Origin of the sequence: Pseudomonas lyxosi (assembly GCF_047758685.1) — a bacterium.
GTDB classification, from domain to species: Bacteria; Pseudomonadota; Gammaproteobacteria; order Pseudomonadales; family Pseudomonadaceae; genus Aquipseudomonas; species Aquipseudomonas lyxosi.
This window is the reverse complement of the sequence record NZ_CP180481.1, coordinates 4,244,615-4,257,939: the sequence shown is the minus strand read 5'-3', so window position 1 is coordinate 4,257,939 and position 13,325 is coordinate 4,244,615. Positions and strand designations below refer to the sequence as shown.

11 protein-coding genes and 2 pseudogenes are annotated in these 13,325 nt (G+C 58.3%); 5 read left to right on the top strand and 8 right to left on the bottom strand.

What is annotated here, in order from left to right:
• Positions 1–83: 83 nt before the first annotated feature.
• Positions 84–869, bottom strand: coding sequence for a transporter (locus ACMXYI_RS19675; protein WP_415773934.1), 786 nt, complete (start codon positions 867–869; stop codon positions 84–86).
• A gap of 235 nt (positions 870–1,104) precedes the next feature.
• On the opposite strand from ACMXYI_RS19675, the gene ACMXYI_RS19670 reads away from it, so the two are divergent.
• The gene (locus ACMXYI_RS19670; RefSeq protein ID WP_415768667.1) at positions 1,105–2,373 is read left to right on the top strand and encodes an OmpP1/FadL family transporter; all 1,269 of its coding nucleotides are present in this window, start codon (positions 1,105–1,107) and stop codon (positions 2,371–2,373) included.
• A gap of 51 nt (positions 2,374–2,424) precedes the next feature.
• Positions 2,425–3,102 carry a DUF3313 domain-containing protein gene (locus ACMXYI_RS19665; protein WP_415768666.1) on the top strand — a complete coding sequence of 226 codons (678 nt, stop codon included), beginning with the start codon at positions 2,425–2,427 and terminating at the stop codon, positions 3,100–3,102.
• Between the two features lie 127 nt (positions 3,103–3,229).
• On the opposite strand, the pseudogene ACMXYI_RS19660 reads toward ACMXYI_RS19665, so the two are convergent.
• Positions 3,230–4,588: pseudogene (locus ACMXYI_RS19660) on the bottom strand (transketolase-like TK C-terminal-containing protein); the annotation flags it as partial.
• Between the two features lie 181 nt (positions 4,589–4,769).
• Between ACMXYI_RS19660 and ACMXYI_RS19655 the strand changes: the two are divergent.
• Positions 4,770–5,324 (top strand): YdeI/OmpD-associated family protein, encoded by a 555-nt coding sequence (locus ACMXYI_RS19655; RefSeq protein WP_415768665.1) that lies wholly within the window; start codon positions 4,770–4,772, stop codon positions 5,322–5,324.
• A gap of 614 nt (positions 5,325–5,938) precedes the next feature.
• On the opposite strand, the gene ACMXYI_RS19650 is transcribed toward ACMXYI_RS19655, so the two are convergent.
• A complete protein-coding gene (locus ACMXYI_RS19650; protein WP_415768664.1) occupies positions 5,939–6,841 on the bottom strand; it encodes a universal stress protein in 903 nt (300 codons plus the stop codon).
• A gap of 278 nt (positions 6,842–7,119) precedes the next feature.
• Between ACMXYI_RS19650 and ahr the strand changes: the two genes are divergently transcribed.
• Entirely contained in the window at positions 7,120–8,151 is a 1,032-nt protein-coding gene (gene ahr, locus ACMXYI_RS19645; protein ID WP_415768663.1) for an NADPH-dependent aldehyde reductase Ahr, read from the top strand.
• A gap of 132 nt (positions 8,152–8,283) precedes the next feature.
• Here ahr and ACMXYI_RS19640 read toward each other — a convergent pair whose 3' ends face one another.
• Positions 8,284–8,904 carry a cell wall hydrolase gene (locus ACMXYI_RS19640; RefSeq protein ID WP_415768662.1) on the bottom strand — a complete coding sequence of 207 codons (621 nt, stop codon included), beginning with the start codon at positions 8,902–8,904 and terminating at the stop codon, positions 8,284–8,286.
• 175 nt (positions 8,905–9,079) lie between these two features.
• Between ACMXYI_RS19640 and ACMXYI_RS19635 the strand changes: the two genes are divergently transcribed.
• Positions 9,080–9,931, top strand: coding sequence for a CAP domain-containing protein (locus ACMXYI_RS19635; RefSeq protein ID WP_415768661.1), 852 nt, complete (start codon positions 9,080–9,082; stop codon positions 9,929–9,931).
• 70 nt (positions 9,932–10,001) lie between these two features.
• Here ACMXYI_RS19635 and ACMXYI_RS19630 read toward each other — a convergent pair whose 3' ends face one another.
• The 4 genes and pseudogenes from ACMXYI_RS19630 to ACMXYI_RS19615 all read right to left on the bottom strand — a co-directional run bounded on the left by ACMXYI_RS19630 (position 10,002) and on the right by ACMXYI_RS19615 (position 13,202).
• Positions 10,002–10,157, bottom strand: a complete 156-nt coding sequence (locus tag ACMXYI_RS19630; RefSeq protein WP_008151525.1) for a DUF2474 domain-containing protein — start codon at positions 10,155–10,157, stop codon at positions 10,002–10,004.
• The gene (locus tag ACMXYI_RS19625; RefSeq protein ID WP_415773933.1) at positions 10,144–10,449 is read right to left on the bottom strand and encodes a hypothetical protein; all 306 of its coding nucleotides are present in this window, start codon (positions 10,447–10,449) and stop codon (positions 10,144–10,146) included. The genes ACMXYI_RS19630 and ACMXYI_RS19625 overlap by 14 nt, the downstream gene beginning before the upstream one ends.
• A pseudogene (locus tag ACMXYI_RS19620) lies at positions 10,437–10,742 on the bottom strand (cytochrome ubiquinol oxidase subunit I); the annotation flags it as partial. The pseudogene ACMXYI_RS19620 and the gene ACMXYI_RS19625, both read right to left, overlap by 13 nt.
• Before the next feature lie 135 nt (positions 10,743–10,877).
• Positions 10,878–13,202 carry an FdhF/YdeP family oxidoreductase gene (locus ACMXYI_RS19615; RefSeq protein ID WP_415768660.1) on the bottom strand — a complete coding sequence of 775 codons (2,325 nt, stop codon included), beginning with the start codon at positions 13,200–13,202 and terminating at the stop codon, positions 10,878–10,880.
• Positions 13,203–13,325 lie beyond the last annotated feature (123 nt).

The window sequence follows — 13,325 nt, the reverse complement described above, 5'->3', positions numbered from 1 at the left end:
TTGGGCTCTGGCAGTTGCGTACACAAATGAAAGAGTCGCGATGTAGCGAAGCGCTGTTCAGGGCTGGATAAGCAGGGTTGGAATTACTTGGGAAACAACAGCGTAAACGCCACCCGAAATCCCCAGCCCTCCGCGCCATCTTTTGGGCTGTCAACCCAGTAACGCGGCCCTGCTTGCAGGCTCATGGGTTGATGACCCACTTTGAACAACTGGGTGACGAACAGGTTAATCGGCACTGACCATTCGCGGGTTTGCCAGTCGTAGGTGGATTCAGTGTTGATGCCGTAAGTTGTATAGGTATGGGTGGTGTAGCTAAAGAACGGTTGCAGAAAGGTTTGGTTGATTTTGTCTTTGTCATCGGGCGGGCTGTTTTCCAGCGACCAGATGTGGTTGGCCAGAATGCCGCGTGTCCAGCCATTACTTTGTTTGAGGGCAACCACGGTGGGACCCGCCCCCCATTGTTCACCGCTCAGAAACTTATCGCTGCCGGTCGGTATCAGGAACGCCGGCCCAGCCCCCCAAATCCAACCGCTCGCGGTCGGGTGCTTGGGTGAAAAAAAGAAGCTCTGGGTCACGTCACCGATACCGGATTTGTCCGCCTGCCCACCAGGTACCAGGCCATGCTGATCGATAACCGGCAGGATGGTTCGGGAAATAAGATTCCACTCGTCGTTGAGGCTGAATGGCAGCACGGGCTGGATATTGGTAACGCTTTGATAGCCCTCGCCACTGGGGCCAAGTTTCTGGTTCCAGTTGTATTGAATGGGCACGCTGTAGAGCGCGGCAACCGGATTCAGTGATTGTTTGGCCAGCTCTGCCTGGCTATCGGCAGCAAGACCGATTTGGGGCCCAATGATTGCCAAAGCCATAACGGGGGTGAAGTAAAAGCCTTTGTTCATCAGTAGCTCCTTCTCGATATTGAGAATATGGACTACCACTTATGTTGGACCGTTGGCGAACGAACCGGCCCCGTTCAGATTAGTTCAGATTATCTCGATGATTGATAATTCGATTTAGAGGGTGCGTGGGGCGCCTATTGATGAATCCATGGGCATGTGGCCGCCAGCTACGCTAATTCGATAATGGATATTTACCGAGGTTAGTATGCAAATCAGAACAGCAGCCCTGCCCACCCTTACGCTCCTTGCGCTCTATTGTCAGCAAACCTGGGCTGGCGGCATCATGCTCTACGAAATCGGCACGGATAACACCGGCCTGGCCAATGCCGGTGCCGCCGCCCGCGCTCAAGGCCCTTCGACCATCGCCAGTAATCCGGCGGGCATGAGTTACCTGCCGGGCACGCAGATCACCGGCGGTTTGCAGGTGCTTTATGGCGACCTGACCTTTGACCGCGATTCCGATACCAACGTCACGGGCAGCGGCAGTGGCAACGCTCTCGATCCGATTCCCGGTGGCAGCTTCTTCATCAGCCATGAACTGGATGACCACTGGAGTGTCGGCTTCGGCCAGTACGGCGACTTCGGGCTGGCGGTCAATTACGACAACGAATGGTCGGGGCGTTACTTCGCGCAGAACGCCAGCCTGCTTGGTTTGTCGATGGTGCCGAGCGTGGCGTACCGCTTTAACGAGCAGTGGTCAGTGGGGCTAGGCGTGAGAGCCATGTACGGCATGTTGCAAGCACAGACCGCCATCGACCGCTCGCCGTTCGGCTTCACCGACCGCAGCGACGGGCAGTTCAAGTACAAGGACAAGGATTGGGGTTTTGGCGCCAACGTGGGCGTGATTTACGCCCCGCAACCCGGCACGCGCATCGGTCTGACTTACACCAGCAAGATCGACCTTGAATTCGAAGACGGGCTGGACGTCAAGGGCGATGGCCGGTTGCTGGAGCGAGTCAATGGCACCAACACCCAACTGGGTATGACGGTGCCGCAAACCGTCACCCTGAGTTTGTTCCAGCAACTCGACCGGCAATGGGCGTTACTGGCGTCGGTCAACTGGCAGGACTGGTCGGAGTTCGGTGACATCGCCGTTCAGGTCGACACCACGGCGCTGGGATCGCAATCGAGAACCGTCGACGCCAACTTCAAGGACACCTGGCATCTCTCCCTCGGCGCGCAATACCAGGCCACCGAGCAACTGTTGTGGAACTTCGGTGTGGCGTATGACAGCAGCGCCGTCTCGGACAGCAATCGTACCTTCACCGTGCCCATGGGCGAATCCTGGCGCATTGCAACGGGGGCCACCTATGCTCTGAACAAGGACACCGATGTCAACGTTAGCTGGGTCATGGCCTGGCTCGGCGACCAGCCGGTGGATCAGACCAAATCCGTGTCGGGCACTCGAACTTCCGGCCAGTTCGACAACGCCTGGATTCAAGCCTTGACCGGAAACATGACCTGGCGATTCTGACGTAAGGCTAACGAAAAAAAAAACGATTATATCCAAGGAGCACATACCACTATGAACTTGTCCCGAAAATCACTTATCGGCGCCGCGTTGTTCGGGCTCCTCCTCGTTGGTTGTACATCGAAAGTTACGGAACGAGACCAATACTCCGGCTTTCTGCCCAACTACAACAACTTGGAAGAAGTGACCACCACCAGCGGCGAGAAGGCCATGCGCTGGGTGAGTCCATCGTGGAACGCAAATGCTTACGACACGGTGGTATTCAACAAGCTGGAACTCTATCCGGCGCCCAAGCCCAACGAACGGGTCAACCAGCAGACGCTGGACGAATTGCAGAACTACATGACCAGCAAGGCCAAAGGCGTGCTGGGCCAGAAATACCGGGTGGTGTCGAACGAGAGCGCAGCACCGGCCGAGTCAAAACCCCTGATCCTGCGCGCAGCTATCACCGGTGTGAGTGCCTCCAACGAAGGCATGAAATGGTATGAAGTGGTGCCGGTCGCGGCCGTGGTCGGGGCGACGCAGGCAGCCACCGGTCACCGGGATCAGGACACTAACCTGTTCATCGAAGCCGAGTTTATCGACGCGAAAACCAATCAGACCGTAGCCAAAGTCGTACGCAAGGTATTTGGCAGCCAGCTGTCGAACGAAAGCCAGAAAATCACCACGAAAGACTTTAAGGCCGCAATCGACAAATTGAATGCCGATCTCTGGGCGTTCATCCGCAGCTGAGCCCTGTTTCAACCGACAACACACGTTGGCGGTTGAACAAGCCTCAAGCAGAGAGCGGGCTAATGCCCGCCTCAGCTAATCGAAGATAACTCGGCCTATGCCGACGCCAAAAAAATGGAGGTACGTATCAGCAGGTCCACGAGGCCTGGCTCTCACAATCCAGGTCATAGCGCTTGATCGCCTCGGCGCATAGTTGTCGATCAACCGTGCCTTCGTCGGCAAGGGTAGCGAGGGCTGCCAACACGATGTGATGGCGATCAACTTCGAAAAAGTCGCGCAACGCCGCACGGGTATCGCTTCGCCCAAACCCATCGGTGCCCAGTACGGTATAGCGTGATTGCAAGTACGAGCCGATCAGTTGCGGCAACGCGCGCACGTAGTCAGACACGGCCACCACCGGCGCGCCGCTGGGCAGGCATTCGCCAAGATGGCTGGTGCGGACGTCGGCTTGCGGATGCAGCCGGTTCCAGCGCTCGACGTCTCGCGCATCACGAGCCAGTTCGCTGAAACTGGTGACGCTCCACACCTCGCTTTCAATTTGCCAATCGTTGGCCAGCAACTCGGCGGCGGCCAGTGCTTCGCGCAGGATAGTGCCCGAGCCGAGCAAGCGCACCTTGCCTTTCGGAGTAGCCGGGTGCTGCTCAATGAAGCAGTACATGCCGCGAATGATCGCCCGCTCAATCCCCTCGGGCAAAGTCGGTTGCGGGTAGTTTTCATTCATCAGGGTCACGTAGTAGAACTCGTCGACGTCCTGTTCGAGCATCTGGCGCATGCCATGGTCAAGAATCACCGCGAACTCGCTGGCGAACGCCGGATCGTAGGCGCGACAGTTGGGTACAGTGGCGGCGATCAGGTGACTGGTGCCGTCCTGATGCTGCAAGCCTTCACCGCCGAGCGTGGTACGCCCAGCCGTGGCACCCAACAGGAAGCCACGGGAACGTTGGTCAGCCGCGGCCCAGATCAGGTCGCCGACCCGCTGGAAGCCGAATATCGAGTAGTAGATGTAGAACGGCAGCATACGCAGGCCATGGGCCGAATAGCTGGTGGCCGCAGCAACCCAGGAACTGATGGCGCTGGCTTCGCTAATGCCTTCTTCGAGAATCTGCCCGTCGGTGGCTTCACGGTAGCTGAGGATCGAGCCGATGTCTTCGGGCTCGTAACGCTGGCCGACGCTGGAGTAGATACCGATCTGCTTGAACAGGTTGGCCATACCAAAGGTGCGCGCTTCGTCGGCGACAATCGGCACAATGCGCGGGCCCAGTTGCTTGTCCTTCAGCAGGCTGCTGAGCATCCGTACGAAGGTCATGGTGGTAGACATTTCCTTGCCTTCGGCCTGAGTGACGAAGCTGGCATAGCTTGCAATCGGAGGCACCGGCACGGCGGCGGCCGTACGATTGCGCACCGGCATGTAACCACCAAGAGACTGTCGCCGCTGATGCAGATAACGCATTTCGCGGCTATCGTCAGCTGGTTTAAAAAAGCGCAGCTGAGCTCGGCGTCATCCATGTCGCGTTTCTCCTTGGGCTATGTCGCGTTTGCTGCATTTTCTCCAGGCTAGACAAGGGCTTGCAGGACGACAAGGAACGTTATACGACATCACTGTCGCGTTTAAACGCGACAGTGATGTCGCCAAATAGTAGTTAGGCGTATTAGTTGGAGGAGTTGCAATGACAACAATCGATGTGAAATCCCGATTCGAAGCAAAGCTGCTTCGTCCGGCAAAGCCTGATAATGATACGTCGTGGGCGTTCGTAGTACTGCCAAGAGACGCGAGTGAACAGCTTCCGAGGCGAGGAAGGACGACAGTTGAAGGCACAATCAATGGGCACCATTTCCAGGCAACCCTTGAGCCGGATGGTCAGCTGAGCCATTGGCTGCAGGTAAGTAGAGAGTTACACGAAGCCGCAGGCGCGGCCGTTGGGGATATCGTTACGCTAGAGATAACCCCTGTGAAGAAGGAACCCGAGCCTGACATCCCACCAGATTTTCAGGAGGCACTGGCAGCCACTCCTGAGGCTCGTAAAGTTTGGAACAATACGACGACCATCGCACGAGTAGACTGGATACACTGGATTACTTCAGCCAAGCAACTTAAGACGCGCGCAAAACGAATTGGTGATGCCTGCGATATGCTTGCATCCGGCAAGAAGCAAGTTTGCTGTTTCGACCAGTCTGGCTACTACAGTAAGGCCTTCCGTGCGCCCGAGGCAGAAAATTTTTAAATGGAACATTCCGTTGAATACGCCTAACAAGGTGCTCAACACCGCTCGCTTCGCTCACTGGACTCGCAACAAGCGTATAGCACATCAAGATCACAACTACCTCAGCAACCGAAACTCCAATCCTCTCAGCGGCATCAGCAGAGCCGCAGTCGAGAATATGCTCGCAGCACTAAGAGACGTCCTGAATCGCCTCGACAATCACTTCCGAGACAACACTGTCCTGTATGAGGACTTCGTCGATGATAGTGGGGCTAGGCTGTTAGTCCACAAGCTAAGTAGCCTAGAGCGGCTTCAGGGTACCAGCGCCACAGAAAGTACCCCCTGACAATGCGTTCAAATCGTTCGCTTCGTTCACCGGGACCGGCTAAAGCCGGCCCTTTAGCTTAATTGTTATGAATGTCTGCAATGGGTCGATCGCAGCTGGTCGCGGATGACCGGAGTCGGCGAGGAGCAACCGGCGGACAAACTGCTGGCATGTCGGCATACGCCGTTTGATTTGAGCTTTTGGCGGCAACCGATGGCGATACCTCCCGGGAGATCTCAACACGCGCCCTCAAAAAATCACGCCCCAGTCGCTGAGGCGCTCCTTGCGAGTCTTTTAATAGCGAATACATTCACTGATCCGCAGACCCCGTAACGGCAAAAATGTTGCAGGGCACTCGATACAGAACATGCTCCGTCGTACTGCCCACCCATTTGCCCAGTCCCTTGCGATGCGCATTTCCCATGACGATCACATCGGCCCGGTGATGCGCTGCAAAGTCGGCCAGCGCTTTGCCAGGTGGCCCTTCAACGAAGTGTTGTCGCTCAGTGGGCACACCGTAGTGGTCGGCCAATGCGATAAATGACTTTTGCAGTGACTTGCGCACATCGTTGCTGAAACCTGGCATCGTCACTGCACCAGCGCCTGCGTCGGATATATGTGTCTGCGATAGATCGTAGGCATGCAGCAGATGCAGTTCCGCGCTGCATTGCATAGACAATCCGTTCGCCGCCTGGATGATGCGGTCGTTGATGCCAGTGATCTGAGTCTCAGGTTGTGACGGATCGACTGCCGCCACTACCACCCGCGGAAGTGGACACCTGATTTCGCTGACCAGATGCACAGCCACCGGACATTCGCGCAACAGGTGCCAATCCAGAGGCGTAATGAAAACGCGTTTGAGCGCTGACTCGTGTTGCACGTCCTTGATAACCAGATCCGGCTGCATTTCTGCCACATGCTGAAGTATTTCTTGCAGCGCGGTTCGCGTAACAAGCACTTCGGTACTCACCATCACCCCGCGCTGGCGTATTAGATCGACCTCATCCTTCAACCATTTTTCGTTCTCTTGCTGACAGGCCTCACGAAAACGTGCACCCGCGCTCTTCAAACCCAAGAGGTTGGAGTCTTCGATAAACACCGTGATGTGCAGCGCTGCGCCAGTGGCTTCGGCAATGGCGACAGCTCGCTCCAACGCCGGGGTATGACGCATGCCTGGACCGGCTATCAGAAAGAGTCGTTGATATTGGCTCATGTAACACCTCCAAACGTTCCGGGATATCTAGCTCCCCCCAGCGTTCTCGCCTGTCACACCACCGACGATTTACTATCGCCTCAACTATCTGGATCGACACTATCAATATACGCCTGGATTCCATCGATCCCCCACTTGGCCGGGTCGACTTTTTCAACAGAATCGGTCGAATGCGACCGTTGGGTAACCGAGACGACGGCAAGCGATACGCTACACTTTCCTGGTTCCGTCGCGACACCTGAGTTGCCATTACCTCACTCCTGATCTGGAGGTACCCAATGAGCGATAGCACCGAACTCACGACCTTCACCGGCTGGGCCGCAACGGCGGCCGGCGCTCCACTGGAGCGCTATAGCTACGATCCCGGTCCATTGGGGGACGAAGAGGTGGAAGTCACCGTGGAATATTGCGGCGTCTGCCACTCCGACCAGTCGCTGATCGATAACGATTGGGGCATTAGCCAATACCCCTTTATCCCCGGCCACGAGGTGGTCGGCAGTATCGTGCGAGTGGGCGCGCAGGTGCGCGGGCTCGAAGTAGGACAACGGGTGGGCATTGGTTGGTACAAGGGCAGTTGCATGCATTGCTCCTCGTGTATCGGCGGCGCCCACCATCTATGCGGCACAGTCCAACCCACCATCATCGGCAGCAACGGCGGCTTCGCCGACCGCCTGCGTTCGCACTGGGCCTGGGCCCTTCCGATACCGGGCGGACTCGACCCGGCCATGGCCGGGCCACTGTTCTGCGCCGGCTCGACGGTGTTCAATCCGCTGGTGGAATTCGACGTCAAACCCACTGACCGGGTCGGTGTGGTGGGCATCGGTGGCCTCGGTCATCTGGCACTGCGCTTCCTTAACGCCTGGGGCTGCGAAGTCACGGCCTTTACCTCGTCGTTGAGCAAGCAGGACGAAGCCAGACGCCTGGGCGCGCACAACGTAGTCGCCTCGACCGACAGCAATGCGCTGAAATCCATTGCCGGCACACTGGATTTTCTCTTGGTCACCGCCAACGCCGACCTTGACTGGCCGGCCATGCTTGGAACCCTGCGCGGTAAGGGACGCCTGCATTTTGTTGGCGTAGTGCCCACCGCTATTCCAGTGCACGTGTTCGACCTGATTCCCCAACAAAAGAGCTTGTCTGCCTCGCCGGTCGGCTCACCCGGTACCACGGCGACCATGCTGGAATTCTGCGCACGGCATCAGATCCTGCCGCAGGTTGAGCGCTTTCCCATGAGCCGGGTCAACGAAGCCATCGATCACCTGCGCAGTGGCAAGGCGCGTTACCGCGTCGTGCTGGACGCCAGCAAATGACAGACTGGCGCGTCGGGTAACGCCGCACGCGCCTTCATTTGCCGCTATTACAGCAGTCCCCTTCACCGACTCGAGGTTGGGAACAAGGTTGCAGCCTTCACGACTTGAACGACGCTGGCAAAAAACGCCCCCCTACTTCGCCGACCCACCCCGCGGCTTATAAAAAAGAAACATCGAAGTCTCCGTGGTCTTGATGTATTTCCTGGCCCAAGCGGGTTTCACCTTCCTGTCGTGAAAATAGATCGCGCCGTTGGTTCGGTCGTTCAGTTGCTTGTTGAGCGCCTTGCGCGCGATTTCCTTGGCAATCGTGTATTGGGTTTCTTCTTGGACCTGATCCGAGCGTCCATCACACCACCACGAAAACTGACAATTTTTGGTTTCAGAACCCTGCTTGACCACGGCGCATACCGTGTCCGGAAAGCCCTCATGGCCCAGGCGGTTCATGACTACACTGGCGACGGCTTCCATGTTGGCGGACGATTTGCCTTTGGCTTCCCAATAGATGGAGCGGGCCATACAGGTGATTGCATCGTCCAGCGGCGACGCACCGGCGGGATCGACTGCCTGAACTTCCGAGGTGGTGATGGCTTCTGACCTGGGCACCGGTACATCGGTACCCTTCTCCGCAGCTTTATGCTCAAGGACCTCGGCCTTGTCCTCAGCCACTTCCTTTTTTTGCTCCTGCTCAGATGCGATGGCCTGGCCGGCGAGAAGGGTTATTGCGAAGCAGGTGGCTATCCAGATAACTCGCATGATCGACCCTTCGGACGGAACCGGAAGCACGCCGCACTGGCGACTTTGCTTGATTGTAGTTGCCAGAATTCATTCCAGCAGACGGACAAAAAAACTGTCTTCGGGCGTGAAAAGTCATTGTGCTCGCGGGGGTGAAATCGCGCATCATGGGCGCAGTCAGCTCAAGGGGATTTCCATGTGCGTCAAATCATCTGCTATGCGTCTTGCCACGGTGTCACTGGGGATGTTGTTCGCCATGAACGCGTTGGCGGCCGACGAGAAACAACTGATCGATTCGATCAACCTCTACCGCAGCCAGGTGCAGCGCTGCGCAGGTCAGGTATCGCAGGAACTGCCACCGCTGGCCGGCGATCCACGGCTGGCGCTGAACGCCAACAGCGTCGGCAATCTGCAGCAGGCAATGGCCAGCGCGGGTTATCCGATGAAGAATGTACAGGCGATCAGCCTGTCCGGGCCGCGCGATGCGCCGTCGGCGATGAAAGCCATTCAGGAAAGCTTTTGCCAGATCGTGCTGGACCCGCAATTCGTCGATGTCGGCGTCAGCCGCCAGGACCGTGAGTGGCACATCGTGCTGGCACGTCCACTGTTGAGCGCTCGCCTGGGCGATTGGCAGGCGGAAGGCCAGAAGCTGCTGGCCGAGCTCAACATCGCACGCAGTCAGCCGCGCCAGTGCGGCACGCAATCCTTTGCCGCCGCCACGCCATTGGCCTGGAACGCCGCACTGGCGACGGCGGCCGAGGAGCACGCCCGGTCGATGGCCAACAACAATTACTTCGATCACAAGGACCGCGATAGCCGCATGCCGGGTGATCGGGCTGAATTGGCCGGCTACAGCGGCGGGCAGGTCGGCGAGACCATCGCTGCCGGCCAAGACACCGTGCGCAAGGTGGTCGATGGCTGGGTGTCCAGCGCCGGTCACTGCGCGAACCTGATGAACCCAAATTACCGGGAGTTGGGCGCCGCCTATGCGGTCGATCCGAAGAGTGACCCGGGGATTTACTGGACGGCGATGTTCGGGGCGCAGTGAGTTCGGGACGCTCAATAGAAAAAACCCGGAGCCCTGTCATGGGGCTCCGGGTTTCTTTTTGTGGCGATCGTCAGTGGGTACTCATCCCGGCCGCCTGCATCAACAATCGCAATGCCCCCGCCACAACACCCAACGCCAGCACACTGCCCAGCCAGATCAACACAAGCCACCCGAGGCGCCGATACCAGCGCGCGGGTTCAGGCTGACGCGATTTAATGGTAGCCATCGCCGATCCTCACTTTGCCGCGGAACACGTAGTAGCTCCAGCAGGTGTACATCAGGATGATCGGGAGAATGAACAAGGCCCCGATCAAACCGAACACCGCCAGGTGCGCATGGGCAAACCAGCGCGTTGCAATCTCCGGGCGCAGAACCGGCGTCCACACGCAGGTCACCCCGATCACCGCCAACAACAGCCCGGCCAGAGGTCGGGTGAACAGGCGCATCCGCGATTCCAGCATGCCCTCGGTCTTGACCAGCAACCAGGTGCTGCCCAGCAGTGCGTAAGCGACGACCAGACCGAAACCGCAAAACAGCGGAAACGGTGCCAGCCAGTCCAGCGTGCCGCCGGCGAACTGCCGTAGGCCATGACCAGCCCCGAGACCACGCCCATGCCGAAGTTGACGGCAAAGATCTTCGACCAGAAATGGTAGAGATCACGGTAAGTGTCGTTGTGAGTCTTGAGCCAAAGCCCTTCAAGCACGGCCAGAAAACTGGCCAGACCGATGGTGATGGCGGGAAAGATGATGTGGAACGAAACCGTGAACGCGAATTGAATTCGCGCCAGGTCCAGTGCCTCCAGGTTAAACATGATGAATATCCTCATCGATGCTGAAAAAATGCGGCACACGGTCGGGCCACCGCCAGGCCGTAAGGCCTGCAGCCAACACATGTCGAAAGGTTTTCGGTGAAACCGGAGCGGCGTGGTTGACCGCCCCGGTTTGAACTACGCGACGGAAGACGTAATCACGTTACTCGCGCCCGCTTGCTCGAGCCGGATGGCGACGAACTTGGAAGTCGGGGTGTACGTACGGTCACCGTAACTTTCCAGCGGCACCAGCGGATTGGTCTCCGGGTAGTACGCGGCCGCCTGACCGGCGGGAATGTCGTAGGCGATCAAGGTGAAACCGCTGACCCGACGTTCGCGGTCATCGTCCCAGAGCGCCACCAGATCGACTTTCTGCCCCGCTTCGAAACCGAGTCGGCGAATGTCTTGCTCGTTGGCAAACACCACATCGCGCATGCCGTAAACCCCGCGATAGCGGTCGTCCAGACCATACAGCGTGGTGTTGTACTGATCGTGGGAGCGCATGGTTTGCAAGATCAGATGCGGCTTCACTTTCAGGTTGCGCACGCCTTCGCTGATCAGATGCTCCGGTAACACGCTCGGGATGAATCGGGCTTTGCCGGTCGCGGTTTTCCAGAGGCGATTCGACGCGTCGTTCGGCATATGGAAACCGCCCGGGTGCAGCAAGCGTTGATTGAAATCCTCGAAGCCGGGAATGGTGTCGGCGATCATGTTGCGGATGCGGCCGTAGTCACCAATGGCCCAGTTCCAGTCGATCGGATGCTTGCCCAGTGTCGCCGCGGCGATCCCGGCAACAATCGCCGGCTCCGAACGCAGGTGCACCGACTTGGGTTTCAACTGGCCATGGGAGATGTGGATCATGCTGAAGGTGTCTTCCACGGTCACGCCTTGCGGTCCCTCGGCCTGCACGTCGATGTCGGTGCGGCCCAGGCACGGCAAGATCAGCGCTTCACGCCCGGTGACCAAATGGCTGCGGTTGAGTTTGGTAGCGATGTGCACCGTGAGGTCGCATTTGCGCAAGGCCGCATGGGTACGCGGCGTGTCAGGGGTGGCCTGAGCGAAGTTGCCGCCCAGGGCGATAAACACTTTTGAAAGCCCCTGCTCCATCGCGCCGATCGCCATGACGGTGTTGTGGCCATGCGCGCGCGGTGGTTTGAACGAAAAGCGTTTTTCCAGTGCATCCAGCAATTCGACGGGGGCCAGTTCGTTGATGCCCATGGTGCGGTCGCCTTGCACGTTGCTGTGACCGCGAACCGGCGACAGGCCAGCGCCGGGACGACCGACATTACCGCGCAGCAACATCAGGTTGATGACTTCCTGCAGCATCGGCACCGAGTGCGTGTGTTGGGTCAGGCCCATCGCCCAGCACATGATCACGCGCTTGGCTTTGGCGTACATGCGCGCGGCCAGTTCGATGTCGGCCAGGGTCATGCCGGACTGCTGCTCGATGTGCGCCCAGGTGGTCGCGTCGACTTCGGCCAGGTAGGCGTCCATTCCCGAGGTGTGTTCGGCGATGAAGGCATGGTCGAATACCGGCTCACCACCGGTGGCTTGCGCTTCGCGCTCCCACTGCAAGAGGAACTTGACCATGCCGCGCATGACCGCCATGTCCCCGCCCAGCGCCGGACGGAAGTAGGCCGTGTTGGTCGGCTCGGAGCCGTTCATCAACATCTCGATCGGGTGTTGTGGATGCTGGAAACGCTCCAGCCCGCGCTCTTTGAGCGGGTTGATGCAGATCACCTGCGCCCCGCGCTTGACCGCCTCGCGCAGCGGTTCAAGCATCCGCGGGTGATTAGTGCCGGGGTTCTGGCCGATGACAAAAATCGCGTCGGCATGCTCCAGATCGTCGAACACCACGGTGCCTTTGCCCACGCCCAGGCTTTCGCCCATGCTGACCGCACTGGCTTCGTGGCACATGTTGGAACAGTCCGGGAAGTTGTTGGTGCCGTAGGCCCGTACGAACAATTGGTAGAGGAATGCCGCCTCGTTACTGGCCCGGCCCGAGGTGTAGAACTCGGCCTGATCCGGCGACTCCAGCGCATTGAGGTGCCGGGCGATCAGGGCGAACGCTTCGTCCCACGTGGTTTCCACGTAATGATCGGTGGCGGAGTCATAGCGCATCGGATGGGTCAGTCGCCCCTGATACTCCAGCCAGTAATCGCTCTGCTCGGACAGCGTCGAGACGCTGTACTTGGCGAAAAAGGCCGGGTTGACCAGGCGACCGGTCGCTTCCCAGTTCACGGCTTTGGCGCCGTTCTCACAGAACTTGACCATGCCGCTTTCCGGCGACTCACCCCACGCGCAGCCAGGGCAGTCAAAGCCACCGTTCTGGTTGGTCTTGAGCATGGCGCGGATGTTTTTCAGGGCATTTTCACTGCTTAACCAGTTCTTGGTGACACTGATCAACGCGCCCCAACCGGCGGCGGCGCCTTTGTAGGGTTTGTAACGGTCGACTTGAGACATGGTGATTCTCCGTGACAATGCACACAGGCTTCGACCTGATTCAGGTCTTTGTTCGATTGACGGAGAAAGAATATGAACGGGGTTTAAATATTGTCTAATCGCTATTTACGACCACATTATCGA

What these genes read in the sequence shown, in the direction of transcription:
- ahr (WP_415768663.1), top strand. Translation starts at nt 7,120, where the DNA reads ATGAGCGATAGCACCGAACTCACGACCTTCACCGGCTGGGCCGCAACG.
- ACMXYI_RS19665 (WP_415768666.1), top strand. Translation starts at nt 2,425, where the DNA reads ATGAACTTGTCCCGAAAATCACTTATCGGCGCCGCGTTGTTCGGGCTC.
- ACMXYI_RS19635 (WP_415768661.1), top strand. Translation starts at nt 9,080, where the DNA reads ATGTGCGTCAAATCATCTGCTATGCGTCTTGCCACGGTGTCACTGGGG.
- ACMXYI_RS19615 (WP_415768660.1), bottom strand. Translation starts at nt 13,202, where the DNA reads ATGTCTCAAGTCGACCGTTACAAACCCTACAAAGGCGCCGCCGCCGGT.
- ACMXYI_RS19670 (WP_415768667.1), top strand. Translation starts at nt 1,105, where the DNA reads ATGCAAATCAGAACAGCAGCCCTGCCCACCCTTACGCTCCTTGCGCTC.
- ACMXYI_RS19650 (WP_415768664.1), bottom strand. Translation starts at nt 6,841, where the DNA reads ATGAGCCAATATCAACGACTCTTTCTGATAGCCGGTCCAGGCATGCGT.
- ACMXYI_RS19630 (WP_008151525.1), bottom strand. Translation starts at nt 10,157, where the DNA reads ATGGCTACCATTAAATCGCGTCAGCCTGAACCCGCGCGCTGGTATCGG.
- ACMXYI_RS19675 (WP_415773934.1), bottom strand. Translation starts at nt 869, where the DNA reads ATGGCTTTGGCAATCATTGGGCCCCAAATCGGTCTTGCTGCCGATAGC.
- ACMXYI_RS19655 (WP_415768665.1), top strand. Translation starts at nt 4,770, where the DNA reads ATGACAACAATCGATGTGAAATCCCGATTCGAAGCAAAGCTGCTTCGT.
- ACMXYI_RS19640 (WP_415768662.1), bottom strand. Translation starts at nt 8,904, where the DNA reads ATGCGAGTTATCTGGATAGCCACCTGCTTCGCAATAACCCTTCTCGCC.